The sequence below is a fragment of the Actinokineospora inagensis DSM 44258 genome, from assembly GCF_000482865.1.
Lineage (GTDB): Bacteria > Actinomycetota > Actinomycetes > Mycobacteriales > Pseudonocardiaceae > Actinokineospora > Actinokineospora inagensis.
Window position 1 is genome coordinate 102819 of sequence record NZ_AXWW01000018.1, and the last position, 24489, is coordinate 127307.

The window sequence follows — 24489 nt, forward strand, 5'->3', positions numbered from 1 at the left end:
CCTCCCACCCCGCCCGCTCCCCCTCACACCCACCCGCTTCTGCCGCCCCCGCCCCAACCCTCCAACTCCCCCATCCCCGGCCATCCAATTCCAGCCCCGCCTGCTACGTGGCCTCCGGCCAGCCCCCACCCTGTCCCGGGGGGCGTCCCCGGTCCCAGTCTACCGGCTGCCGCCCGGCGCGAAAGGGCGTCGAGAAAGCTGGGGATGGGTCGGAACATTGTGGACAACTCAATGGAGCCGGCGACGACCCACGGCAGTGATCGCGGGGTTCGGAGACGACTTCTCGCCCCGAGCGACTGGCCGACAAGACCCAGATCGGACTCGGGCGTTCATGGTCGGCGATTGAGCGAGTTCCGGCCTGCGCGGGACACAAGCTCGGGCGGCCGAGTCGGCTCCGGCCAGCCCCCACCCGTCCCGGGGGGCGTCCCCGAGGCCAGTCTACCGGTTGACGCTCGCGATGAAAGGGTCGCGCAGGAACTGGGGATGGGGCGAGGGGTTGTGGACAACTCGACGAGGCAGGCGGCGATCCAGGCCTGGTGATCGTGGGTTTTGGGGGACGACTTCTCGGCCCGTTCGGGCGGGCCGATGGGCTCAGGTCGGAACTGAGCGGTCGTGATTGCCGGGCGAGTGGGTTTCGCCGGAGCGGGCATTGGGCTCCGGAGCGGTGCGCGGGGGAGTCCGGGGACGATCTCTCAGCGTGCCCAGGCGGTTGGTTGGCGCAGCCGGGGCCAGGTAAAGAGGCGTTCGCAGTGGTGGGTAAACGGCTCCAGCCGGAGCAGGGCTTGGGCAGTCGGGTCCCGGCCAGCCCCCACCCGTCCCGGGGGGCGTCCCCGGAGCCAGTCTACCGGCTGACGCCCGCGGTGGACGGGCGGCGGAGAAACTGGGGATGAGGCGAGGCGTTGTGGACAACTCGACGAGGCTTCCAACGATCCGGGGCGGTAATCGCGGGGCTTGAGGGATGGCTCCTCGGCGTGCTCGGGCGATTGACCAGCAGGGGTCAAGCACAGGGCGTGGTCAAACAGGGGTGAGGACCAGAGCAGGGCGTGGCGGCAGTACCTGATCGACGAGGCTGACGTGGGGTCGTTGCCGGAGCGAGTGCGCACGAGTAGGCGGAGCGGATCGGGTTCGGGTTCCAGTCGTTCCACCTGTTGCCGCGAAGCCGGCGAACCCGGGACGAGCGTGGTGGGCAGGTTTGGGCCAGCGCGGCGCGGGCGGGTTCCGACCAGCCCGGTCGGAACCCGCCCAGCGAGGGGTCAGGCCAGGGTGGCTTCGATGTCGGTGGCCAGGGCGATGTCGGCGGTGGTCAGGCCGCCTGCGGAGTGGGTGGTGCAGCGGAAGGTGACCTTGTTCCAGCGGATGTCGATGTCGGGGTGGTGGTTGTGCGCCTCGGCGATGGTGGCGACGCGGTTGACGGCGGCGATGGCGGCGGCGAAGTCGGTGAGTTCGGCCACGCGGCGGAGGGCGCCGTTGTCGAGGGTCCAGGTGGGGAGGGTGCCCAGGGCCTTGCCGATGTCGGTGTCGCTGAGTAGTTCGGCCATGGTGTCCATCTTGACCGCTCCGGCAGGCGTACGCTCAGGGCGCCACGGGAGTCCGGGTCGCGCCGGGCTGAGAGGGGGGCACGCGGCCCCCGACCGTCCACACCTGATCGGGGTCATGCCCGCGCAGGGAGGTGCTCGTGGCGCGCTCGCGCGACGAGGAAGGGCTTGCTGATGCGGCGTCTCGGTCCCCTGTTGGTGGTGACGGCTTTGGTGGCGGGATGTTCTTCGACGCCAACAAACAGCCACACCGTCGTGCTGGTCACGCATGACTCGTTCAGTGTCGACCAGGGGGTGCTCGACGCGTTCAAGGCGGATACGGGCATCACGATCGACGTGCGCAAGACCGGTGACGCGGGTGCGCTCACCACGCAACTCGTGTTGACCAAGGCGGCGCCGATCGGGGACGCGGCGTTCGGTGTGGACAACACGTTCGCGTCGCGAGCGTTGCAGGAGGGGGTTTTCGCGGAGTACCAGGCGAAGGACTCCGACAAGGGTCCGCAGAACTACGCGATCGACAAGCGGTTGACGGCGGTGGATGTCGGCGATGTGTGTGTGAACGCCACACAGGACGTCGACGCGAAGACGTTCGAGGACCTCGCTGATCCCCGGTTCAAGGACCAGTTGGTTGTGGAGGATCCATCCACAAGCTCGCCCGGGTTGGCGTTCCTGTTGGCGACGATCGCGCACTACGGGAACCAGGGCTGGGTCAACTACTGGCAACGGCTCAAGGCGAACGGGGTGAAGGTCGACAGCGGCTGGGAGGAGGCGTACAGCCAGGACTTCGCCGGGTCGTCGGGCAAGGGGCCGCGCAAGCTGGTCGTGTCGTACGCGTCGTCGCCGTCGGCGGAGATCGGGGACGACGGGAAGGCGCGGACGAAGGCGCTGCTGGACACCTGCTTCCGGCAGGTCGAGTACGCGGGCGTGCTCAACGGCGCGAAGAACCCGGACGACGCGCGCAAGGTCGTCGACTTCCTGATCTCCGAGAAGTTCCAGAAGCTGGTGCCGGACGCGATGTACGTCTACCCGACCCGGGACGGCGTGGCCCTTCCCGAGCAGTGGCAGCAGGCGGCGCCGAAGCCGGAGAGCCCGGCGACGGTGCCCGCGGACCAGATCCAGGGCAACCGGGACCGGTGGATCGAGCAGTGGCGCGCGGCCGTCCGGGGCTGACCGGGGCGCTCGTCACCGCCGCCGTGCCGCTGGGGTTCCTCGCGGTGTTCTTCGTGTGGCCGGTGCTGGCGATCATCCGGCTCGGCGGTGGCGGCGGGGTCGCCGCGGTGCTGTCCAGTTCGGACACCTGGCGGGTGGTCGAGTTCACCGTCGGGCAGGCCGCGGCGGCGACGGCGGTCGCGGTGCTGACCGGCCTGCCGGTCGCGTTCCTGCTTGCGCGCACCGCTCTGCGAGGTCACACCCTGGTCCGGGCGGTGGTGATGGTGCCGTTCGTGTTGCCGACCGTGGTGGTCGGTTTGGCGTTCCGTTCCCTGCTCGGTGGCGGCGCGCTGCCGATCATCCTGGCCAACGCGTTCTTCAACGTCGCCGTGGTGGCCAGGACGGTGGCCGCGCTGTGGTCGCATGTGGACAGACGAGCCGAGGATGCCGCGCGTTCCCTCGGCGCGGGTCGGGCGAGAACGTTCTTCTCGGTGACGTTCCCGGCGCTGCGGCCCGCGGTGTTCTCGTCCGCCGCCGTCGTGTTCCTGTTCTGCGCCACCAGTTTCGGCGTGGTCCTGCTGCTCGGCGGCGGCGAGTACTCGACGCTGGAAACCGAGATCTACCTGCGCACGGTGCAACTCTTCGACCTGCCGGGCGCTGCCGCGCTGTCGCTGCTCCAGGTGACCTCGGTGATCGCGGTCCTGGTCATCGGCGCGGTCCTGCGCCGCAGGAGCACGACGTTGAACCTGCGTGTGGACACCGCCCGGCGGCCGCGCGGTGGCGAATGGTTCGTGGTCGCCGCCGCGTACGCGGTCGTGATCGCCCTGCTCGTCCCCATCATTTCCCTCGTCGCGAAATCCAGCTTCAACGGCTTCAAAGCCCTGGCGGGCACCGGTTTCCGTGGCTCGCTGCAAATCACCGGCTGGGACGCGGCCCTGAATTCCGTGAAAGCCGCCACCTATGCGACGCTGCTCGCGCTCGCCCTCGGTGTCGTCGCCTGTGTCGCCCTGGTGACGTTGAGCCGAACCCGTGCCCGCCCGAGCCTTGTCGAATCCATTGACACCGCCCTCATGCTGCCGCTGGGCGTTTCCGCCGTCACAGTCGGTTTCGGCTACCTCATCACCCTCGACAAGCTTCCCGGGGACCTCCGCACGTCACCGATGCTGGTCCCGCTCGCACAAGCTCTTGTGGTCACCCCTTTGGTCATCCGCACATTGCTTCCGGTGCTTCGTTCGATCGATTCCCGCCTCCGCCAAGCCGCCGCCACCCTCGGCGCTTCCCCGTGGCGGGTCTGGCGTGAGGTCGACATCCCGCTCGCGTCCCGCTCCTTCATCGCCGCCACCGCGTTCGCCTATGCCGTGGCCCTCGGCGAATTCGGCGCCACCAGTTTCCTCGCCCGGCCCGACTCGGCCACCCTCCCGGTTGTCATCGGCCGCCTCGTGTCCCGCCCTGGCGAACTCAACAACCAAATGGCGTACGCCGCCTGCGCGTTGCTCATGCTCGTCACCACCGCCATCGTCATCGCGGTCGACCGCCTCGGCACGGTAGGGGAGTTCTAGTGCTCCGAATCGAGGGCCTCACCGTCCGCTACGGCCGGACGACGGCGGTGCGCGAAGTCGACCTGGAAATCGCGGACGGCGAGGTGTTGGCGTTGTTGGGCCCATCGGGATGCGGGAAATCGACCCTGCTCAGGGGCATCGCAGGCCTGGAACAAGCGGACGGGGTCGTGGCCTGGGACGGCACCGACCTGGCCGGGACCCCGGTCCACCGGCGGGGTTTCGGATTGGTGTTCCAAGACGGCCAACTGTTCCCGCACCGGGACGTGGCCGGGAACGTCGCGTTCGGACTGAAAATGGCGGGCCTGCCCAAGGAACCACGGGTCGGCGAACTGCTCGACCTCGTCGGCCTCAACGACTACGGCAAGCGCAAGGTGACGGAACTTTCCGGCGGCGAACAGCAGCGGGTCGCGTTGGCGCGGGCCCTCGCGCCGAACCCCAGGCTGCTCCTGCTCGACGAGCCGCTTTCGGCGCTGGACCGGTCGCTGCGAGAGCAGTTGGCCGTTGACCTGTCGCGTTTGTTGAGGGCCGGAAACTCCACCGCCCTGGTCGTCACGCACGACCACGACGAGGCGTTCACCCTCGCCGATCGGGTGGCCATCATGCGGCAAGGGGAGATCGTGCAGTCCGGCTCGCCGGAAGAGGTGTGGCGCTATCCGGTTGATGAAGACACGGCCCGGTTCTTGGGCTGCAGCACGTTCATCGACGGCGAAGTCAGTGGAAACGCGGTCACCACCGAGTTCGGCGAAGTCGAGCTCAGCGCGGAAGACGGCCCGGTACGGCTCGGCCTGCGCCCGGCGGCGTTGAAAACCGGTGGCGAACACCCGGGAATCGTGACCGCCGCGGTCCACCGGAGGGATCACGTGCGGATCACGGTGAAGTCCGCGACGAGAGAGGTCGAGGCGACGGCGCCGATCGGGGTCCAGCCGGGAGCCGTGGTCGGTCTGCGGCTCGACCCCGACGGGATGGCGGTGGTCGGCCAACGGCGACGTCCGCGATAGGACGTCGCCGTCGGCCCCCCAGTGTGGTGGGACGGGTCAGCCGTCCCGGGTCAGCATGCGGCTGAACGCGATGGAGCCGCCGATCGCGAGGTAGCACAGCGCCCGCAAGGTCCCCTCCACCAGCGGACGCCAGGACAGCGGGTCGACGATCACCTCGGAGATCGCGTCCCAACTGGTCACGATCAGCACCGGCCGCAGCCAGTCCAGCGCCGGGATGGACGAGAGCACCCCGGACACGATGATCACGCCGAGGGTCACCACCACCACGATCAGCGGGTGCTCGGTGTACGCCGACACGGCCATCGCGATCGCCGCGACCGCCCAGACCTGGATCGCCACGAACACGACGGTGACCGCCACCCGACCCAGGGCGTCCACAAAGGACAGCGTGGTGCCGGACGCGGTGAGCATGCCGCTGCCCCCCAGCAGCGCCACCCCCGTGATGATCCCGGTGATCGCCATCATGACCACGGCGAGCAGCGTCACCGCCGCCACCCCGAACGCCTTGACCGCCAGCAGCCGACCGCGCCCCACCGGCGCCATCAGCAGCCCGCGCAGCGTGCCGTGCGCCGACTCCCCCGCCAGCGCGTCGGCCGCGAGCATCGCTCCGGTGAGTGGCAGCAGCATCACGACGGCGATGCTCAGCGCGAAGATCGGCAGCAGCATGCCGTTCCCCACCACCAGCGCCGCCATCCCCTCCGCCCCGCTCGACGAGTCCGACGCCGCGATCGAGATCCCGATCCCCATCACGACCGGCACCAGCGCCAACAACCCGAGTCCGATGAGGGTGCGTGGGCGGCGGAGCACCATCCGCAGTTCGGACCGCAGCACCCGCGTCATGGGCGCGCGGCGCACGGGCAACGGTGCGGCCAGCGTGGTCATCGCGCCTCCTCGGTTGTCGGGTTGTTGTCGCGTACTTCGCGCAGGGACGCCGGTTGGATCAGGCCCACCCAGTCGACCGGGGGCGTCACCGGTTCCGCAGGCGCGGTGTTCATCGCGCCTCCTGGGTGATCAGGGTGTCCAGGTCGTCGATCTCGCCCACCGCGGTGTCCTCGGTGAGGCGCGCGAACAGGTCTTCCAGTCCGGTCCGCTGCCGCCGCACCTCGTGCACCGGCACCCCCGCCCGCACCAGCATCTCGACGACCGCGGGCGCCGTGTTCGCCGTCAAATCCACCCGCACCCCGTCCGGCACCGGCCGCGCCGGAATCCGGTTGTCCCGCAATGTGTCCACGGCCAGGGTCACCTCGGGTGTGGACACCAGCAGGTTGGCGCCCCCCGCCTCCAGCAGTTGCGCGAGCTCCCCCTGCGCCACCACCGTCCCCTGGTTCAACACGGCCACGTGCGTACAAGTCGCCTCAACCTCGGACAGCAGGTGCGACGACACCAGCACCGTGGTCCCCGCCGCGTGCAGGTCGGCGATCACCGTCCGCACCTCGCGGGTGCCCGCCGGGTCGAGTCCGTTGGTCGGCTCGTCCAGCACCACGAACCGGCGGGGGACCAGCAGGGCCGAGGCCAGCCCCATCCGCTGCTTCATGCCGAGCGAGTACCCGCGGAACCGCCGACCGGCCGCTCCCGAGAGCCCCACCCGTTCCAGCGCCTCCCCCACCGCCCTCGGAATGTCCGAAGAGGACAGCAGGGGCTCCGCGGCGGCGAACCGCAGCAGGTTCTCCCGGCCGGAGAGGAACGGGTAGAACCCGGGCCCCTCCACCAGCGCGCCCACGTGCGGCAGGGCGCGTGGCGCCCCGTCCGGCATCGCGTGCCCGAGCAGTTCGACCGAACCGGCGGTCGGGGTCACCAGACCGAGCAGCATCCGGATGGTCGTCGTCTTGCCTGATCCGTTGGGGCCGAGCATCCCCAGCACCGCGCCCATCGGGACCTCCAGGTCGACGTTGTCCACGGCGACCGTCCCCCGGTAGACCTTGCGGAGGCCCTTGGTGCGGGCGGCCGCGGATGTCTCCGCGGCCGCCCCGTGCTCGGTCAGCCCGCTCACTTCGCCCCGAGGGCTTCGACGAGTACCTGCTGCGGCACCGCGCCTACCGCCACCCGGCCGTCCGTCGTGATCAGGGCCGTGCCCACCTTGGTGCTGATGACGTACCCGGAGCCGAACGGCCCGGTGACCGGCTTGCCCAGCCGCGACAGCAGACCGGTGACGTCCACCGGGCCGCGGTTCGGGTCCTTGCTCGCCTGCGTCGACAGCAGCGACGCGGGCACCTTGCCGGTGAACACCGTGTCCCAGCCCTCGCCGACGAACTTGCCGTTGACGGCGTTGAACAGGTCGGTGCGCTCCTTCTCGTCGCGCACCGCGCTCGTGCCGTCGGTCACCTTGGCGCCCGCGGGCGGGGTGAAGGTGAACAGCGACGGGTCGGGCGCGCCTGCGTTGAAGGTGGTGAACCCGACCTCCAGCGCGGGTTCGGACTGCCCGTTGGCCAACACCTCGACCCGCACCGGCAGCCGGGTGTCCGCGTCGACGGAGACCCGGACCTCGCGCAGCAGGGTCCGCTCGGTCGGCTTCGGCGTGAGCACGAGCTGGTAGACCGGCCGGCCTGCGACCCGGGCGGTGCCGTCAACCGTGATGACGCTGTCCTGCTGGATCTTCCCGACGATGGTCTGCGCCGCGGTCGTCGGGTCGCTGACCTGGTCGTGCTGCTTGGCCGCGGTGTCCCCGTTGCGGTACTTGACGACGGACCGGTCGGCCGAGTTCCACAGCCAGGTGGTGGTGCCGTCCTGGACGATGGTGCGTTCGGCGCCGCCCTGCTTGAGGGCGATCCGGCCGCGGCCCTGCCCGTCGGAGTAGACGTGCGCGATCTCGCCGCTGCCCGAGCTCTGCGGCAGCCCCGGCACCGGCAGCCCGATGTTGTTCTGCAGCTCGACCGCGCCGTCCATGGCGGGCACCTTCGTGTCGAGGACCGACTGGACCAGGGCCTGCGCGCTGATCGGCGGCAGCACCGGCGGGGCCTCGTTCGCACCGGCGGGGCTGGCGATGAGGACCAGCCCGGTCACCCCCGCGACCGTGCCCGCCGCCGCGACGGCGATGGCCGTCCGTTTCCTGTTCATGGTTTCTCTCCCCTGTTCGGGTTGCTTCGTTCCCGCACCGAGAACCTTGCTCCCCGGTCGCTGAGATGGAGCTGAGAGCGCTCGGCCTGCTGAGAGTCGGCTGAGAGTCCGCTCCGGCTGGGGGGTGTTACGGCCATGATGGCACCTGTGAAGCCTCGGGTGCTGGTGGTCGACGACGAACTCGGCGTGCGCCGGGCGCTGCAGCGCGGGTTGACCGCCGAGGGAATGGACGTGGTCGTCGCCGCCGACGGGCCCAGCGCCCTGCGGGTGGCGTTGACCGGCACGTTCGACGTGATCCTGCTCGACATCATGCTCCCCGGCCTCTCCGGGTACCGGGTGCTGGAGCGGTTGCGGGCCGAGGGCGTGCGGACGCCGGTACTGCTGGTGTCGGCCAAGGACGGCGAGGTCGACCAGGCCGACGGCCTCGACCTGGGCGCGGACGGCTACCTGGTGAAGCCGTTCTCGTTCGTGGTGCTGGTCGCCCAGGTCCGGGCCGTGTTGCGGCGCGGCGCGGAGGACGGCGGTGGCCGCACCCTCAGGTTGGGCCGCCTGGAGGTCGACCGGGGCACTCGGCAGGTGCGGTTCGGTGGGACCCCGGTGGCGTTGAGCCCCCGCGAGTTCGCCGTGCTGGACACGTTGGCGGGTCGGGCGGGGTCGGTGGTCACGAAGGACGAACTGCTGCGCGCGGTCTGGGGCGACGAACAGGCCGCGACGCGCAATGCTGTCGAGGTGTATGTGGGCTACTTGCGGCGCAAGCTCGACGCGGCCGGCGCGGACGGGATCGTGCGCACGGTGCGTGGGCACGGTTACCTGGCGTCGACCTCGGAGCTGGACGCCGTCATCGATCCGGCCACCCCACCGAGGTGATCGGCCCTCGCGACCTGTGGCTCCGCCGATCGATGCGGTTCCGGGTCACTACGGTCGCCACGGCGGTGACGCTCGCGGTGCTTCTTGCGCTTGCCTTCCTCACGAGCCGGATGATCGAGCCCCTGCTGGTTGACTCCGCCGACAGCGAGTTGTCGCCGGTGCTAACCGCGGCGGCAGCGGCGGTCATGGACGGTAGGCCCGTCGAGTCCAGCTCCCCGAGCATCCTCGCGCACGTGTTGGACACGGCTGGGCAGCCGGTTGACGGTAAGCCCGCGCCGGTTCTATCCGCCGCTGATGTACGTGTCCTGAAGGCGGGCACTCCCGTGCTAAGGCTGACGGACTACCCGCCCGTGCGCTGGTTGGGGACAGTGGTGTCTGCCCCGGACGGTTCTCAGCGTGTCGTAGTAGTGGGTACCGGTTTGGCCGGTTACACGACGGCGCACATCAGCACGTTGCACTGGTTGTTGGTGGCCGCGATCATCGTGGCTGCGGCGGGCGCCCTGGCGACGTGGTTCGCGGTGCGGTCGGCGTTGCGACCGGTGCAGCACATGCGGCAGGCGGCCGCGCGACTCGGAGCGGGCAAACGTTTGCCCCTGCCCGCGTCGCGGGATGAGCTGTGGGCCTTGACCGGCGCGTTGAATGATCTGCTGGCCCGCCGCGACCAGGCCGCCGACCGGTTGCGCCGGTTCACCGGGGACGCCGCGCACGAACTGAGGTCCCCGGTCGCGTCGATCCGGGTCCAGGCCGAGGTGGCCGTCCGGCATCCCGACCCGGAGTTGGCGCAAGAGGTGCTGACAGACGTGGTCCACGAGTCGGAGCGCCTGTCCGCGCTGGTGGACGGCCTGTTGACACTCGCGCGGTCGGACGCGGGCGAGGTCCCACCCGCCGAACAGGTCGACCTGTCCGCGGCGGCCTACGACGCCGCCGCCCGTTGTCCCGATGACGGCCCCGAGGTCGTTGTGCACACCCCAGCGGGCTGGTGCTGGGTACTCGCCGCACACAACGAGGTCGACTTGGTGTTGGACAACCTGCTGCGCAACGCGGCAAGACACGCCCGGTCACGGATAACGGTGACGGTTATAGGTGGCTCTACCGTCACTCGGCTGGTCGTAGACGACGACGGCGGCGGTATCCCCGTCGAGCACAGGTCTCGTGTGTTCGACAGGTTCTACCGAGTTCAAGACGACCGCGCTCGTAGTAGTGGTGGCACCGGACTCGGCCTGGCGCTCGTAGCGGAGGTCGTCCGCAGGCGAGGCGGGACCGTACGGGTCGGCGAGTCCCCGGAGGGCGGCGCAAGGTTCCTGGTGAGCTGGCGAACAACAACGGTCGCGTGAGGGGTTATGCAAGTCGTAGTGGGAACAGCGATCGTCGGGGACCGGGGCCTCTTGGCGCAGGAACGCGCCTTCCCGCCGGAGACGGCCGGGAAGTGGGAAGTGCCAGGGGGACGGGTCGAGCCTGGGGAGACAGAAGAAGAAGCGGTCCGCCGGGAGTGCTGGGAAGAGTTGGGCGTGACGGTCAAGGTCGGCGAGCGCGTAGGCCCGGACGTGCCGCTACACGGTGACTACGTCCTACGGGTCTATGCCGCTCGAATCGTCGATGGTGAGCCGGTGGCCCGCGAACACAGATCCCTGCGGTGGTTGAACTCGACGGAGCTAACAGCGGTGGACTGGCTACCGGCTGATTTGGTGCTGCTGCCAGCGCTGCGGGCATTGTTGTAGGGGCGTGCACGGCCGTTGCACGCCCCTACCACTCCTGAGCCGGTGCTCAGCCACCGCTCATGGTCCCGCGCCGACCGCCAACAAGGCGATTTCGTCGGCATGATGCCATGCTTCGTTCGCCTCAACGTTGAGCCCGACCCAGTGACTGTCCCTTGCGGACCGCTACATCGGCTCGGACGGAATCCCCGGCATACGCTCGCCCAGCTCCCATTCAACCGAGGTCGGTCGACTCCCCGTGGACAAAAACTCCGCGAGCGCTGTGTACACAACGTCGATCGGAACAATGCTGCGAGGAGGTATACCCACTTCATAGAATCCTGCCAAGCGGGCATCCTCCCACTCGGTATTCAAGCCGCGCGTCGGAGCCCAGAGGCTGAACCCTTTCCGCCAAGTCAGAACGCCCGTCTCATTGAACACACCGATCGTCAGACTCTCCTGCTGCTCCTCACCTTCCGGATCGTCTTCACCGGCCCAGCGGCTTGCCAACTCCCATACCCACAGGACTTCCACCCCATGCTCATTAAGCTGCTTGACCGCAGCCAGCAGGTCCACCTCGGGCGGAAGATCGTCGACAGCGATCCATCCGCGCTCGAGTACTGGAGCCCAGTAACTCATCGAGTAGCCCTCCCGTGATATGTGTGCTTGAATGGGTTACCTTGGGTGTCAGTGCCAAGGACTGTCAGCGTATACCCCTTGGGAAGAATCCGAGGAAGCGTGCCGTGACATCCGGGAGGGTAGGAGCCGGGCTGAGACCCGCATGGCGCGTTATTTATCACGACACAACCATCTTTTCGCTGCATCGCAACCTGCATGACCGCAACTTTGACCTCGACATGATTTCCGAGCCTATCGGCATTAGGGACACGGAGTTCCCGAATACGCTGAGCTGCTTGCTCCGCCCATGGATCGCGCCTCGTTGCGGTGACCTCACCGAAGTCCTTTCCGTCAAGCAGCACCCATCCGGTCATCGGCGGGGAGTTCGGCTGCCCCGTCCGCACTCGGGGCGGCATGAAGTCGTGATAGGGGATGGCCTCCTCGGGATACCGGTCGCCGTGCGTGTTGGGTTCCCCTTGGGGCTCCGGGGGTGGAGCCGTTCCGGGGGATGGCCGGTCACCGCTCGCACCGGCAGGCGGAGGGCCCGTGGACGAATCGGTAGGGGCAGTGGGTTGTCCGTGATGATCGGCTGCGGCGGAGACCGCCGTACTCGCCTGGGTCAGTGCCGCGTCGAGATCCCCGAGGTGGGACCTCGCGGCCCCCAATAGTCCGATGATCTGCTCGGACCGGGCAGAGTGGCCGAGGGCCGTCTGGACAGCTTGGGTCGTCTCGTCCAACCATCCGGTGAAGCGGTCAACAGCCGCTGACCCCGACGCCGCGATGGATCCGCCCAACTCGCGCAGGCGGCTCGCTTCGCTCTCGATGGACACACACCAGGACTCTAACGAGTGGGTCTGACAGTACGCCGGGATCGCAGCACAGCCCGCTGGCGCAGGCATTCACAGGTCGACGCAAACGGTTCCGCGCCATCTACCTGCAAGGTGGCCAAGCAGTCGCCTGCGATGACCAGGGCGTGTCTATGTCACATCACACGTTGAACCTGAATTCGACAATATCCCCGTCGGACATGGTGTAGTCCTTGCCCTCAATGCGGACCTTCCCCGCCGACTTCGCTGCGGCCATTGTTCCGGCCTCAACCAAGTCGTCGTAGGAAACGACCTCCGCCTTGATGAAGCCGCGTTCGAAGTCGGTGTGGATGACACCTGCGGCCTGTGGCGCGGTAGCCCCCTGTGGAATGGTCCACGCCCGGGATTCCTTGGGGCCCGCGGTCAGGTAGGTCTGCAGGCCGAGGGTGTGGAAGCCTGCGCGGGCGAGGGCGTTGAGGCCGGGTTCGGTTTGGCCGACCGACTCCAGCAGTTCCAGTCGGGATTCGGCGTCCAGTTCCAGTAGTTCCGCCTCGACCTTCGCGTCCAGGAAGACCGCGTCGGCGGGGGCTACCAGTTTGGTCAGTTCGTCGCGTCGGGCGGGGTCGCTGAGGATGGCTTCGTCGGCGTTGAAGACGTACAGGAACGGCTTGGTGGTGAGCAGGCTCAGTTCGCGCAGCAGGGAGACGTCCACGCCCGCGGAGAACAGGGTGCGGCCGCTGTTCAACAGGTCCCTGGCGGCGACGGCGGCTTCCAGGGTGGGGCGGGCCTCCTTGCGGGTGCGCGCCTCCTTCTCCAGCCGGGGCAGCGCCTTCTCCAGGGTCTGCAGGTCGGCAAGGATCAACTCCGTGTTGATCGTCTCGATGTCGGCGAGCGGGTCGACCACGCCGTCGACGTGGATGACGTCCGGGTCGTCGAAGACGCGGATGACCTGGCAGATGGCGTTGGCCTCGCGGATGTTGGCGAGGAACTTGTTGCCGAGGCCCGCGCCCTCCGACGCGCCCTTCACGATGCCCGCGATGTCGACGAAGGACACCGTGGCCGGGACGACGCGCTCGGAGGCGAAGATCTCGGCGAGCCTGTCCAGCCGGGGGTCGGGCAGCGGGACGATCCCGACGTTCGGCTCGATGGTGGCGAACGGGTAGTTCGCCGCGAGCACGTCGTTGTTCGTCAGGGCGTTGAACAGGGTGGACTTGCCGACGTTGGGCAGGCCGACGATCCCGAGGGTCAAACTCACGGTGCCTGAGTCTACGGACCCCCACCCCGGATGCCCGCGCCCGGCGCCCGGTGCGAAATAGTTACCAACACCGTTCCCAGTTGTGGCTACGGAACGCTGTGTGTCGTCCGCCAGACATACGCAGGAAATCCCCCATTCGATGGGTAACGCGCGGGCACTCTGCGACGATGCGTGTGCGCTGCGCACTAATACAGTGTGATGAACCCAACCGGATTAGCCCAAATGGACGCTAGTCACCGGCATCCCCGCCAACAACACTCCGTGAGCGCCCCGCCGGCCACGGAGGGTCCGACGGCGCGCACCCAGCTCACCCGCTGAGGAAGAAGGAACGTGGGATGAACCAACCCCCCAGGCGCCGCAGAGGCCGGGTCGCGATCGGACTGGTGGCCCTGACCACCGCCGTCGCGGGCGCCGTGCTCGGCACTATCCCCACCGCGGTCGCGGCACCGAACACCGCGGCGGACACCCCTGCACCCGCCGACAGCGACGGTCTCGGCAAGCACGACCAAGAGCTGCTGAACAAGGCGCAGCAGGCGGGCAAGAAGACGGTCACCGTCCTCATCGCCACCGAGAAGCAAGGCACCGCCGCCGCCCACGTCGACGAGCTGTCGAAGGCGGGCGCGAAGGTCGAGTACCGGGACGACCAGATCGGCTACGTGCGCGCCGAGGTCCCCGTCGACAAGGTCGCCAAGGTCGCCAAGCTGCCCGGCGTCTCCGCGCTCGACCTGGACGAGAACGTCCCGCTGTCGGACCCGAAGCCCGAGGCAGCGAAGGACCCGTCCCCGCAGCCCGCGCCCGGCCCGACCACGCCGAACCACAACTCGTACATGCCGACCGGTGACACCGGCGCGTCGCAGTTCGTCGAGGAGCACCCGACCTGGGACGGCCGCGGCACCAGCGTCGCGATCGTGGACTCCGGCATCGACCTGGACCACCCCGCGCTGAAGACCACCACCACGGGCGAGCGCAAGATCACCGACTGGGTCACCTACACCGACCCCACGTTCACCAACGGCGTCAACAACGACGACGACCCGACGTGGATCCAGATGACCAAGACCACCACCGGCGCCGAGAACGGCCTGCCCAACGAGACCGGCACGCTGCGCTACGGCGTGTTCAACGAGCGCGACCCGCGCCTCGGCGGCGAGCTGGGCAACGACGTCAACCGGGACGGCAACCCGGCCGGTAGCTCCGGCCTGTTCGGCGTGCTGTGGAACCCGGCGACCAGCACCGTCTGGGTCGACGCGAACCAGAACGGCACCTTCGGCGACGACAAGCCGATGACCGACTACAAGGTCCGCAACGACGTCGGCTACTTCGGCACGGACAACCCGGCGACGGCGATCAAGGAGTCCATGCCGTACGTCGTGCAGACCGACCCGGCCGACAACGAGGTCAACATCGGCATCGTGTCCGGTGAGCACGGCACGCACGTGGCGGGCATCGTCGCGGGCAACCGCCTCTTCGGCGGCCAGATGACCGGCGCGGCCCCCGGCGCGAAGCTCGTGTCCGTCCGGGTCTGCCTGTTCATCACCGGCTGCACCAACCACGCGCTGCTCGAGGGCATGATCTACGCCGCCCGCGACGCCGGTGTGGACGTCATCAACATGTCGATCGGCGGCCTGCCGCAGCTCAACGACGCGAACAACGCGCGCGCGGAGCTGTACGACCGCCTTATCGACACCTACAACGTGCAGATGTTCATCTCCGCGGGCAACGACGGCGCGGGCGAGAACACCGTGGGCGACCCGTCGGTGGCCACGAAGGTCATGTCCGTCGGCTCCTACATCGCCCGTGACACCTGGAAGGCGAACTACGGGTCCGACTCGCTCAGCGACGACAACCTGCACCCGTTCTCCTCCCGCGGCCCGCGTGAGGACGGCGGCTTCAAGCCGGACATCATCGCCCCGGGTTCGGCCATCTCCACCGTGCCGACCTGGCAGCCGGGTGGCCCCGTCGTCGGCACTTACGACCTGCCGCCGGGTTACGCGATGCTCAACGGCACCTCTATGGCGTCCCCCCAGGCCACCGGTGCCGCCGCGTTGCTGGTGAGCGCCGCCAAGGCGAAGAACGTGTCGCACACCGCGGCGCAGATCCGCCTCGCGTTCCGCTCGACCGCGCGGTACCTGTCCAACGTGGGCGCGTACGAGCAGGGCAACGGCCTGATCGACACCCGCAAGGCGTGGAACCTGCTGAAGAACAACCCGTCGATCACCGACATCTCGGCATCGGTCCCGGTCAACACCGCGCTGTCCAGCCTGCTCAAGACCCCGGGCGTGGGCATCGGCATCAACGACCGCGAGGGCGTCAAGTCCGGTGACCGCTACACCCGCACCTACACGCTGAACCGCACCACCGGCCCGGACGCGCCGACCACGTACCAGGTCAAGTGGGTCGGCAACGACGGCACGTTCAGCTCGCCGTCGACGGTCACGCTGCCGAAGAACAGCGCGGTGCAGTTCACCGTCAACGTGAACGTCAAGGGCGCGGGCGTGCACTCGGCGATCATGAACCTGGACAGCCCGCTCACCTCGGGCATCGAGGGCCAGACGCTGAACACCGTCATCGCCGCCCAGGACTTCACCGCGGCGAACAACTACACCATCCGCAACTCCGGTGTCGTGGGCCGCAACGAGACGCAGTCGTTCTTCTTCCGCGTCCCGGCGAACACCCCGGCCTTCAAGCTGGACCTGCAGGGCGGCGGCACCGCCGCGGGCGCCGGGCAACTGCGCTTCCTGCGCTTCCACCCGTACGGCTACCACCTCGAGGCCAACACCTCGACCAACTGCTACAACCCGCCGGTGGCCGGGTGCGACGGGGGCGACCCGAACAGCCGCACCCTGACCAACCCGTTCCCGGGTGTGTGGGAGGTCGTCGTCGAGTCCCGCCGCACCTCGGACGTCGCGCTCGCGCCGTACGTGCTGACCGCGTCGGTGCTCGGTGCGACCGTCGCGCCGAACCCGGACACGATCGCCTCGGCGACCGTGGGCTCCCCGGTGGCGCGCAGCTACACGCTGAGCAACCTGTACGGCTCCTTCAACGGCAGGGCCACCGGTACGGCTCTGGGCAGCGCCAAGCGCGCCACCCCGACCATCGCCGACGGCACGAGCCAGCAGTACCAGATCAACGTCGCGCCGGGCTCGACCGCCCTGCGGGCGAAGATCGGCAGCGCCGCCGACCCGGGCGCCGACCTCGACCTGTCCCTGTACAACTGTTCCTCCGGCAGTTGCGTGCTCGCCGGGCAGTCCGCGGGCGGCACGGCCGAGGAAGAGGTCAACATCGCCAACCCGGCGGCGGGCGTGTGGATCGCCCTCGTCGACGGCTACGCGGTTCCGGCGGGCACCACGACCTACAGCTACCTGGACGTCTTCCAGAACCCGGCGTACGGCGCGGTGAGCGTCACCGACGCCAACGCGAGCCGGGCCGCGGGCGCCCAGTGGACGGTGCAGGGTTCGGTCACCGCGAACCAGGCACCCGCCGCGGGTCGCGTGCTGCTGGGCAACGTCCAGGTCCGCAACGACGCGGACGTGCTCATCGGCACGGGTGATGTTGTGGTCCAATCGGTGTCATAACCGAAACTGATTCCCTGCGGTAAAGCACGGGGGACCCGCCGTTCGCGGCGGGTCCCCTTGTTTTTGTTGGTCCGTCCGGATGCAGATGTCTCTTTCCTGCCAGCCCTTAAGCACGCACGCCGGCAGCATGGTCGGGTGTTGATCGACCCGGAGTTGGGATATCGCGCGGTCGTCTCCCGCGACGCGCGCTTCGACGGCCAGTTCTACCTCGCCGTGCGACCGACCGGGCTCTATTGCAGGCCGTCGTGCCCGACCATCGCGCCCCGGCGCCGCAACGCCGAGTTCTTCCCGACGGCGGCGGCGGCGCAGCAGGCCGGGTACCGCGCCTGCCGCCGCTGCCTGCCCGACATCGTCGCCGGTTCCCCGGAGTGGGACACCCGCGGCGACCTCGCGGGCCGGGCGATGCGGCTGATCATCGACGGGGTCGTGGAACGCGAGGGCGTCCCCGGCCTGGCCCGCCGGGTCGGCTACTCCGAGCGGCACCTGACCAGGGTGCTCACCGCGGAGCTGGGCGCGGGTCCGCTCGCGTTGGCCCGCGCGCACCGCGCGCACACCGCCCGGCTGCTGATCGAGACCACCACGATGTCGGTGTCGGACGTCGCGATCGCCTCGGGATTCGCCAGCGTCCGCCAGTTCAACGACACCATCCGCTCGGTGTTCGCCACCACCCCGTCCGAACTGCGCGTCGCCGCCCAACGCTCCGGCCGCGGCCGCCACCACACCACCGCGGGCCGGATCCGGCTGCGCCTGCCCGTCCGCACCCCGTTCGACGCCGCCGGGATCCTGGCCTTCCTCGCCGCCCGCGCCATCCCCGGCGTCGAATCCGCCCGCCCCGGCCGCTACGCCCGCACCCTCCGCCTCCCGCACGGCTCGGCGACCGCGCACCTGCGCCCGGCGGGCACCCACGTCGAATGCACCCTCCGCCTGGCCGACCTCAGAGACCTGGGCACAGCGGTGTCCCGCCTGCGCCGACTGTTCGACCTGGACGCCGACCCCGCCGCGATCGACGGCGTGCTGGCCGCCGACCCGGCGCTCGCGCCATCAGTGGCCGCCGTACCGGGAATCCGGGTACCGGGCAGTGTGGACGGAACCGAGACGATCGTGCGGGCCCTGCTGGGACAACAGGTCAGCGTCGCCGCCGCCCGCACCGCCGCCCGCCGCCTCACCGAGGCCGTCGGCGAACAACTCCCCGCCCCCGAAGGCGACCTCACCACCCTCTTCCCCTCCGCCGCCGCCGTCGCCGAACGCGCCTCGGAAATACTGACCGGCCCCGCCCGCCGCGTGGAAACAATCCGAACCATCTGCGCCGCAATCGCTTCCGGCGACATAGAACTCCACGTCGGCGTGGACGGAGAGGCGCTGCGAAGTCGCCTCCAGTCCTACCCCGGCATCGGCCCGTGGACAGCGGGCTACGTGGTCATGCGCCTCCTCGGCGACCCCGACGTCTTACTCCCGCAAGACCTGGCCCTCCGCAACGGCGCCCGAATCCTCGGTCTCCCCGCGAGCATGGAAACCCTCATCGAACACGGCCGCCGCTGGCGCCCCTGGCGCTCCTACGCGGGCATGCACCTGGTCCGCGCCGCAGGCCCCACAGTCTGACCCCGACATCGCCGCCCGTTCAGAGCAGCCCCCAATTCCAGCCTACCCGCCCACCCCGACATTCCCCCCATCTCCACCCTCCCCCGTGGACAACCCCCACACATGTGCACAACCACCCCACACCCTTCTCCCGACACGTGTGGATAACCAATCCACACCCGGCCGCCGATCGGTGTGGACTAGTTATCCACACCAATCGACGACGGGGTGCGAGCTAGTTACCCACACCCATTAGCGGTGGGTGTGGACTGGTTGCACACATTGATCGAGGGCGAGAGTGGGTCGATTATCCACACTGATCCACGCCGGGTTGTGAATCGCTTGTCCCCCCTTGGCCGGCGAAGGATGTGGGGCGGTTATTCACATGGGGCCAGGGGATGTGGGCTGGTTGTCCACATGCGTGTAAGGCGTCCACTGGGTGGTGATGGAGGGGCGGGAATGTCGGGGTGAGTGGGTAGGCTGGATTCGGGGGCAGCTCAGCACAGTGGATCAAGCGGTGAGGTGGAGGGTTGAGCCGCTGCGGGATTTGCGGACGTTGAGGCGAGTGGGGATTCGTTGCCGAAGTTCGTCCACATGGGACACGACACCGATGACGCGGCCGCCTGCGCGGAGGGTGTCGAGGGTGGACATGACCTCGTCGAGGGTGGTGGCGTCGAGGGTGCCGAAGCCCTCGTCCACGAACAGGGTGTCCAGGAGGGCACCGCCACCGGATTCGGCGGCGACGACGTCGGCAAGGCCGAGGGCCAGCGCGAGGGCGGCGACGAACGACTCGCCGCCGGAGAGGGTTTTGGTGGGGCGGGGTTGGCCGGAGTAGTCGTCGAGGACGTCGAGGCCCAGGCCGCCGCGAGTGCCCCGCGCACCTGCCTCGTCAGTGTGCTCGAACGAGTAACGGCCCTGGGTCATGTCGCGCAGGCGCAGGCTCGCGGCGGCGGCGACCTCCTCTAGCCGCGCGGCGAGCACATACGACCGCAGGGACATCTTCGTGCTGTTCTGCCCGCGCCCGTTCACCACGTCGGTTAGCGCGTCGAGTTCGGCGTACTCGGCGCGCAGCGGGGCGAGTTCCGACCACGCGGTACCGAGGCGCTCCCCGATGGCCGTCAACTGGTCGAACCGGGTCGACGTGGTGCGGGACCGGGCGAACGCGTCCTCGGCGGCGGCGCGGGCGGCGGTCGCGGCCTCGACCAGCGGGGCCAGGTCGACGTCCAGGTCGGCCTCGATGCCGAACACGTCCGGGTCGGCGAGGGTCGCGTGGTGCTGTTGCTCGGCCTCCACCGCTTCCTGGATGCGCGACCGCAGCTTGTCCATGATCGGTTCGGCGCGGGCGGCCGTCAGCGCCTCCCCCAGTTCAGCGAAACCGGCGGTGGACACCGTGTCGGCCAAGGCGTCACGCTGCTCCCGCACCCGGTCGTGAGCGGTGAACGCAACCGTGTGGGCCTCGATCAGAGCGTCGATCGCGGCGACCACGCCCAGCACGTGTTCCCGCCGCGCGGCCACCGAACGGTATGAACCGCGAGCCGCGTCCACTTTGGACTCACGCAGGTCGACCGCCGACCGCAGTTCGGTCGCCTCGGAGGTCAAGCGGGCCAATTCGTTATTGAGCTTGGCGTGCTCGTCGCGCAGCGCTTCGTGATCACGTTCGACACTGGCGACCGCGCGCTCGAATGCACCGAAACGGGACGCCAACTCGTTCGCGCTAACGTACGCGCGATCTGCTTCGGCGTAAGAGGCTTGTAGGTCCTCTCCGTCCCATCGCATCAACCGTTCCAAGAGGGTGTCTCGCGCGGCCCGAGCACGAGAGACGACACCGGCGGCCTGTTCGCGGGCACGCAACGCGGCCACCTCTGCCGACTGCGCCTGACGCTCATCAGCGGCGGTCGCGGCGCCCACGGGTACGGGCGCCGGGCGCGGGTGGTCCAACCCGCCACAGACAGGGCAAGCGGCTCCGTCAACGAGTCCGGCCGCCAACTCCGCTGCCATACCGTCAAGGCGAAGCTGCCGCAGCCGTAGGACTTCCTCACGCGCGGCCTGGTGCTTATCGGTTACCACGCGGTTGTTGTCCTCAGCCTTAACCAGGTCCTTCTCTGTGCCGGGCAGAGCTTTGCGGTCGACCAAGGCAGCATCGACCTCGGCGCGACGCGCACGGAGTCCTACGAGCGAGGCGCGAGCCGTAGTGGCCGCTGCGAGGTCTTCACGCGCCCGCTTCAACCGGTCCGGGAATTCCGCCAACCGATGCTCGGACTCGACAGCCTGGTTGCGGACTACCTCTTCCCGCTCCCCCAACGCCGTCAATCGCCTCTTATCGGCACGTTGCTGCTCGGCCTCGGCCACCAATGCGGCAAGACCGCCTGCTTCCTCCCGCAGTTGTCCGACGGCATCACGCAATGTCGGTAGTGCTGCCTCAGCGTCTTCAAAGCCCTGCGCGGCAACGTCACCGGCTCGGGCGACGACCAGCGCGTCGGCCTCGTCCGCCCGGCGTTCCAGGTTCATCAGCGTCTCGGTAGCGGCAACGACCGGGATGGCACGTTCCGCTGCTGCCAGTTCTTCCCGCCATGCCACGCGCTCGTGGGCTTGGTGGGCCAACTCGGCCAACCCGTTGACGGCACGGTGCACGCGCTTGACTCGGCGGACCAGTTCACGCCCGTCGATCAGGGCCTCGTCCGCCCGGTCTCGGCGCTTAGCAGCCGCTGCGGAGACCTCGGCGGCTTCTCCGGCGGTCTTACCGGCCTCGGTGACAACACCGTCCACCCACTCGATGTCCACCTCGTCCGGCGGTTCCAGGTCGGCCGCTTGCGCGAACCGGGCCAACAGTTCGCGGTAGGCCCCTTGGCGCAGCTCCACCTCGCGGCCGAGGTCGCGACGGTGGTCGCGGAACCACTGCTCGACCCGCTCGAAGTGCTCGGTGCCGAACAGTTTCTCCAGCAGCTTCTCGCGTTCCTCGGTCGTGGCCCGCAGGAATCGGGCGAACTCACCCTGCGGCAGCAGCACGACCTGGAAGAACTGCTCTTTGGTCATCCCCAGCAGCCGCTCGACGGTCCGCGCGACCTCATCGATCCGGGTCACACCCTCCGAACGGTGACCCGACGGCGACGGCCCTACCCACGTAAGTGAGGCCCGCGCGTTCTGCTTCGTGGTGCCGCCACCGCGCCTCTTGGGGCGTTCGAACTCGGGGCTACGAACGATCCGTAGACGATGGCCCTGGACTGTCAGCTCCAACGTCACCTCGGTGACCACGTCCGGATCGGCGTAGTCGCACCGCAAGCGTTTGGCCTCGGCGCGCGCGCCGGGGACGGAGCCGAACAACGCGAAGGCGACCGCGTCGAGCAAGGTGGTTTTACCGGCCCCGGTGTCACCGTGCAGCAAGAACAAGCCCTCGGCGCCGAGCTGGTCGAAGTCGACGCTCTCGCGGCCCACGAACGGCCCGAACGCGGTCAGCTCCAGGTGGTGCAGCCTCACTCGGGCTCCTTACCAGCGACGGCGGCCAGTGCCTCCCGTAGGAGCGCGCGCTCGGTGGTGGTCGGCGGACTGTTGCGGGTGTCCTCAACGAAACAGCAGGCGACTTCCTCGTCACTGCGGCCGCGCACCGTGTCGGCGTACCGCAGCGCCTTGGGCCTGCCGCCCTCCGGCTGCCAATCCAGGTGCAGCGCGTGCGGGAACCGTGCGCGCAGCCTGCGCATGGCGTCCAGTTGGCGCACCTTGTCGGTCAGCTCGATGGACAGGAACTTCTCGACCTCGGGCTCGTAGGCGGGGTTGGTCAGCAGATCCCGTAGTTCGCCGCGCAGCTTCCCCAGGGCTCTTGGCACGGGCAGCTCACGGCGCTCGACACCGGCAAGACCGCCCGCGTCCAACTCGACCAGCCACACCGACTTGCGGTGGTGGATCTCCGAGAACGAGTACGCGAGGGGGCTACCGGAGTACCGGAGGTGGTCGGCCAAGGTCTGGGGACCGTGCAGGTGACCAAGGGCCGCGTAGTCGATACCGGCGAAGATCGACCCGGGCACATGTGGGACCCCACCGACCGCGATAGTGCGCTCCGAGTCGCTTGTCTCCCCGCCGATGACGAACGCGTGCGCGAGAACCACCGACCTGGCCTGGCGCGACGCCAAGTCGTCCTTCACGCGTCGCATAGCTTCACCGAGCACGGCGGCATGGCCGCGCAGCTCAAGGTCACCGAGGGCATGACGGGCGAGCTCGGGTTCCAGGTACGGGATGCCGTAGAAGGCCACGGGGCCGTACACGTCATCGATCACGACAGGCTCGTGCAGCTCGGCGATCGTGGTGCGCAGGTACAGCCCGCCAGCCTGCGCGAAACCGGCGAACGCGCCCAGCCGCGGCGCGGAGTCGTGGTTGCCCGGGGTGACGACGATCTTGGCGCCCGCGGCGGCGATCCGGCGCAGCACCCGGGCGCCCGCGTCCACCGCCTCGGCTGAGGGCACCGCTCGGTCGTAGAGGTCGCCGGACACGACGACCACGTCCACCCGCTCGTCGGCCACCAGGTCGGCCAGGCCGCCGAGCACGGATTCCTGCTCGGCCAACAGGTCCCGGCCGTGGAACGGGCGACCCACGTGCCAGTCGGAGGTGTGCAGGACCCGCATGACGCGCCAGGCTAGGCCGATCTTGCCCCCGATCGGGGGAGGCTCGCCGCTCGAACGCGCGTTCGAGCTGGTTCTGTCGGGGCAATGCGGTACATCTGGAACCCGAGGAAAGGAGGCATGACCGTGACCGCCGTGCTCGGCACCGTCGTCGCCGTGCTCGCCCTGCTGCTGGTCGCGGCGGGCGGGTTGTTCTGGCGGCTCTACACCGACGTCCAGCGCCGCGCCGACGCCGCGCGCGCCGAGGTGATCGCCGAACGCCACCGGGCGGACGGCCAGCAGACCGCGCTGCGCCGCTACGAGGTGGCGTTCGCGTCCATCAGCGGCCGCGGCGAACTGGGCGAACAGGTGCTCGTGGAGACCGCGCGCGCCCTGGGCTTACGCGAGGGTCTGCACTACACGGTGCAGACCGACGTCGCGGGCGGCGGCGCGGCCCGACCCGACCTGCTGCTGCTGGTTGGCGACGAGCGCCGGGTCCCGGTCGACGCGAAGATGAGCATGGCCACCTGGGCGGAGGCCGTGGAGACCGACGACGCCGAGGAACGGCTGGACGCGCTGCGGGTGCACGTGCGCAACCTCCGGTCCCGGGCGGCGGAGTTGGCGGGCAAGGGCTACCAGCGGTGGGCGGACGCGATCTACGGGACGATCATGTTCGTGCCGTCGGACGCGGCCGTGGTCGCCGCCATGGACGCCGATCCGACCCTGCTGCGCTGGCTGCTCGACCGGCGGGTGTTCCTGTGCGGGCCGACCGGGTTCGCCGTGCTCGCCTCGGCCGCCCTGTTCGCGGCCACCGAGCGCACCATCGCCGCCGACGTCGCCGCGGTCCGGTCCGGGGCCGACGCGGCGCACCGGACGGCGTCCGCGGCCATCGACGCGGTGAACCTGTCGAGCACCCACCTGCAGCGGTTTCTTTCCGCCCGCCGCCGGGAACTCGACGCGCTGGAGCAGTTCCGGTCGTCGGTGACCCCGTTGAGCGAGGCGGCCGCGAACCCGACGCAGGTCCCTGAGCTGCGCAGAGTCGAGGAGGCGCTGGCCGCGGGCAACGGCGACGCGGAAGGCATGACGGCGTAATACGGCGATCGGGCGGCGAAGGTTGTCCGGGGTGAGATCCGGAACAGGGCCGCCGAGGCGAATTCGGCTACCTTGAGTGATCCGAGGTGAGACGCAGAGTCGATAAATGGGCCGGGATAC

18 protein-coding genes and 1 riboswitch are annotated in these 24489 nt (G+C 69.3%); of the genes, 9 read left to right on the top strand and 9 right to left on the bottom strand.

Annotated features, from left to right (window positions below; translation table 11 throughout):
- Positions 1–1253: 1253 nt before the first annotated feature.
- Positions 1254–1538, bottom strand: a complete 285-nt coding sequence (locus tag H504_RS0108200; protein ID WP_026422385.1) for a 4a-hydroxytetrahydrobiopterin dehydratase — start codon at positions 1536–1538, stop codon at positions 1254–1256.
- 34 nt (positions 1539–1572) lie between these two features.
- A riboswitch (TPP riboswitch) is annotated at positions 1573–1685 on the top strand.
- Between the two features lie 24 nt (positions 1686–1709).
- On the opposite strand from H504_RS0108200, the gene H504_RS0108205 reads away from it, so the two are divergent.
- Genes H504_RS0108205 through H504_RS0108215 form a run of 3 tightly spaced genes read left to right on the top strand, consistent with a single transcriptional unit; the run spans position 1710 to position 5241 of the window.
- Complete coding sequence (locus H504_RS0108205) at positions 1710–2705, top strand: thiamine ABC transporter substrate-binding protein (RefSeq protein WP_026422386.1); 996 nt, start codon at positions 1710–1712, stop codon at positions 2703–2705.
- Complete coding sequence (locus H504_RS0108210) at positions 2681–4243, top strand: ABC transporter permease (RefSeq protein WP_051385620.1); 1563 nt, start codon at positions 2681–2683, stop codon at positions 4241–4243. The genes H504_RS0108205 and H504_RS0108210 overlap by 25 nt, the downstream gene beginning before the upstream one ends.
- Positions 4243–5241, top strand: a complete 999-nt coding sequence (locus tag H504_RS0108215; protein WP_026422388.1) for an ABC transporter ATP-binding protein — start codon at positions 4243–4245, stop codon at positions 5239–5241. Before H504_RS0108210 ends, H504_RS0108215 begins: the two co-directional genes overlap by 1 nt.
- Positions 5242–5277: 36 nt before the next feature.
- Here the strand turns inward: H504_RS0108215 and H504_RS0108220 are convergent, their stop codons facing one another.
- The 3 genes from H504_RS0108220 to H504_RS0108235 form a co-directional block, all read right to left on the bottom strand.
- Positions 5278–6123 carry an ABC transporter permease gene (locus H504_RS0108220; protein ID WP_026422389.1) on the bottom strand — a complete coding sequence of 282 codons (846 nt, stop codon included), beginning with the start codon at positions 6121–6123 and terminating at the stop codon, positions 5278–5280.
- Positions 6124–6232: 109 nt separating this feature from the next.
- On the bottom strand, positions 6233–7231 hold the full coding sequence (locus H504_RS0108230; RefSeq protein WP_026422390.1) for an ABC transporter ATP-binding protein: 999 nt from the start codon (positions 7229–7231) through the stop codon (positions 6233–6235).
- Entirely contained in the window at positions 7228–8295 is a 1068-nt protein-coding gene (locus H504_RS0108235) for a LolA family protein (RefSeq protein ID WP_026422391.1), read from the bottom strand. Before H504_RS0108235 ends, H504_RS0108230 begins: the two co-directional genes overlap by 4 nt.
- A gap of 135 nt (positions 8296–8430) precedes the next feature.
- Between H504_RS0108235 and H504_RS0108240 the strand changes: the two genes are divergently transcribed.
- Genes H504_RS0108240 through H504_RS0108250 form a run of 3 tightly spaced genes read left to right on the top strand, consistent with a single transcriptional unit; the run spans position 8431 to position 10880 of the window.
- Positions 8431–9162, top strand: a complete 732-nt coding sequence (locus H504_RS0108240) for a response regulator transcription factor (RefSeq protein WP_026422392.1) — start codon at positions 8431–8433, stop codon at positions 9160–9162.
- Complete coding sequence (locus tag H504_RS0108245) at positions 9159–10496, top strand: sensor histidine kinase (RefSeq protein WP_026422393.1); 1338 nt, start codon at positions 9159–9161, stop codon at positions 10494–10496. Before H504_RS0108240 ends, H504_RS0108245 begins: the two co-directional genes overlap by 4 nt.
- 6 nt (positions 10497–10502) lie before the next feature.
- Positions 10503–10880, top strand: a complete 378-nt coding sequence (locus tag H504_RS0108250) for a (deoxy)nucleoside triphosphate pyrophosphohydrolase (RefSeq protein ID WP_026422394.1) — start codon at positions 10503–10505, stop codon at positions 10878–10880.
- 162 nt (positions 10881–11042) lie between these two features.
- On the opposite strand, the gene H504_RS0108255 is transcribed toward H504_RS0108250, so the two are convergent.
- The 3 genes from H504_RS0108255 to ychF all read right to left on the bottom strand — a co-directional run bounded on the left by H504_RS0108255 (position 11043) and on the right by ychF (position 13535).
- Positions 11043–11495, bottom strand: coding sequence for an Imm1 family immunity protein (locus H504_RS0108255; RefSeq protein ID WP_026422395.1), 453 nt, complete (start codon positions 11493–11495; stop codon positions 11043–11045).
- The gene (locus H504_RS44005; protein WP_084467476.1) at positions 11492–12373 is read right to left on the bottom strand and encodes a DddA-like double-stranded DNA deaminase toxin; all 882 of its coding nucleotides are present in this window, start codon (positions 12371–12373) and stop codon (positions 11492–11494) included. The genes H504_RS0108255 and H504_RS44005 overlap by 4 nt, the downstream gene beginning before the upstream one ends.
- 88 nt (positions 12374–12461) lie before the next feature.
- The gene (gene ychF, locus H504_RS0108260) at positions 12462–13535 is read right to left on the bottom strand and encodes a redox-regulated ATPase YchF (RefSeq protein WP_026422396.1); all 1074 of its coding nucleotides are present in this window, start codon (positions 13533–13535) and stop codon (positions 12462–12464) included.
- A 335-nt stretch (positions 13536–13870) separates the two neighbouring features.
- Here ychF and H504_RS0108265 point away from each other — a divergent pair, with 335 nt between their 5' ends.
- Together H504_RS0108265 and H504_RS0108270 are read left to right on the top strand one after the other, a co-directional pair.
- A complete protein-coding gene (locus H504_RS0108265) occupies positions 13871–17110 on the top strand; it encodes a S8 family serine peptidase (protein ID WP_026422397.1) in 3240 nt (1079 codons plus the stop codon).
- 135 nt (positions 17111–17245) lie between these two features.
- Positions 17246–18709 (top strand): AlkA N-terminal domain-containing protein, encoded by a 1464-nt coding sequence (locus H504_RS0108270; protein ID WP_026422398.1) that lies wholly within the window; start codon positions 17246–17248, stop codon positions 18707–18709.
- 489 nt (positions 18710–19198) lie between these two features.
- Here H504_RS0108270 and H504_RS0108275 read toward each other — a convergent pair whose 3' ends face one another.
- The gene (locus H504_RS0108275) at positions 19199–22162 is read right to left on the bottom strand and encodes an AAA family ATPase (protein WP_026422399.1); all 2964 of its coding nucleotides are present in this window, start codon (positions 22160–22162) and stop codon (positions 19199–19201) included.
- A complete protein-coding gene (locus tag H504_RS0108280) occupies positions 22159–23301 on the bottom strand; it encodes an exonuclease SbcCD subunit D (protein ID WP_026422400.1) in 1143 nt (380 codons plus the stop codon). The genes H504_RS0108275 and H504_RS0108280 overlap by 4 nt, the downstream gene beginning before the upstream one ends.
- Positions 23302–23418: 117 nt before the next feature.
- On the opposite strand from H504_RS0108280, the gene rmuC reads away from it, so the two are divergent.
- Positions 23419–24369, top strand: coding sequence for a DNA recombination protein RmuC (gene rmuC, locus H504_RS0108285; RefSeq protein ID WP_035303627.1), 951 nt, complete (start codon positions 23419–23421; stop codon positions 24367–24369).
- The last annotated feature ends 120 nt before the right edge of the window (positions 24370–24489 follow it).

What these genes read in the sequence shown, in the direction of transcription:
- H504_RS0108200 (WP_026422385.1), bottom strand. Translation starts at nt 1,538, where the DNA reads ATGGCCGAACTACTCAGCGACACCGACATCGGCAAGGCCCTGGGCACC.
- H504_RS0108205 (WP_026422386.1), top strand. Translation starts at nt 1,710, where the DNA reads ATGCGGCGTCTCGGTCCCCTGTTGGTGGTGACGGCTTTGGTGGCGGGA.
- H504_RS0108220 (WP_026422389.1), bottom strand. Translation starts at nt 6,123, where the DNA reads ATGACCACGCTGGCCGCACCGTTGCCCGTGCGCCGCGCGCCCATGACG.
- H504_RS0108235 (WP_026422391.1), bottom strand. Translation starts at nt 8,295, where the DNA reads ATGAACAGGAAACGGACGGCCATCGCCGTCGCGGCGGCGGGCACGGTC.
- H504_RS0108240 (WP_026422392.1), top strand. Translation starts at nt 8,431, where the DNA reads ATGATGGCACCTGTGAAGCCTCGGGTGCTGGTGGTCGACGACGAACTC.
- H504_RS0108250 (WP_026422394.1), top strand. Translation starts at nt 10,503, where the DNA reads ATGCAAGTCGTAGTGGGAACAGCGATCGTCGGGGACCGGGGCCTCTTG.
- H504_RS0108255 (WP_026422395.1), bottom strand. Translation starts at nt 11,495, where the DNA reads ATGAGTTACTGGGCTCCAGTACTCGAGCGCGGATGGATCGCTGTCGAC.
- H504_RS44005 (WP_084467476.1), bottom strand. Translation starts at nt 12,373, where the DNA reads ATGCCTGCGCCAGCGGGCTGTGCTGCGATCCCGGCGTACTGTCAGACC.
- H504_RS0108265 (WP_026422397.1), top strand. Translation starts at nt 13,871, where the DNA reads ATGAACCAACCCCCCAGGCGCCGCAGAGGCCGGGTCGCGATCGGACTG.
- H504_RS0108280 (WP_026422400.1), bottom strand. Translation starts at nt 23,301, where the DNA reads ATGCGGGTCCTGCACACCTCCGACTGGCACGTGGGTCGCCCGTTCCAC.
- rmuC (WP_035303627.1), top strand. Translation starts at nt 23,419, where the DNA reads ATGACCGTGACCGCCGTGCTCGGCACCGTCGTCGCCGTGCTCGCCCTG.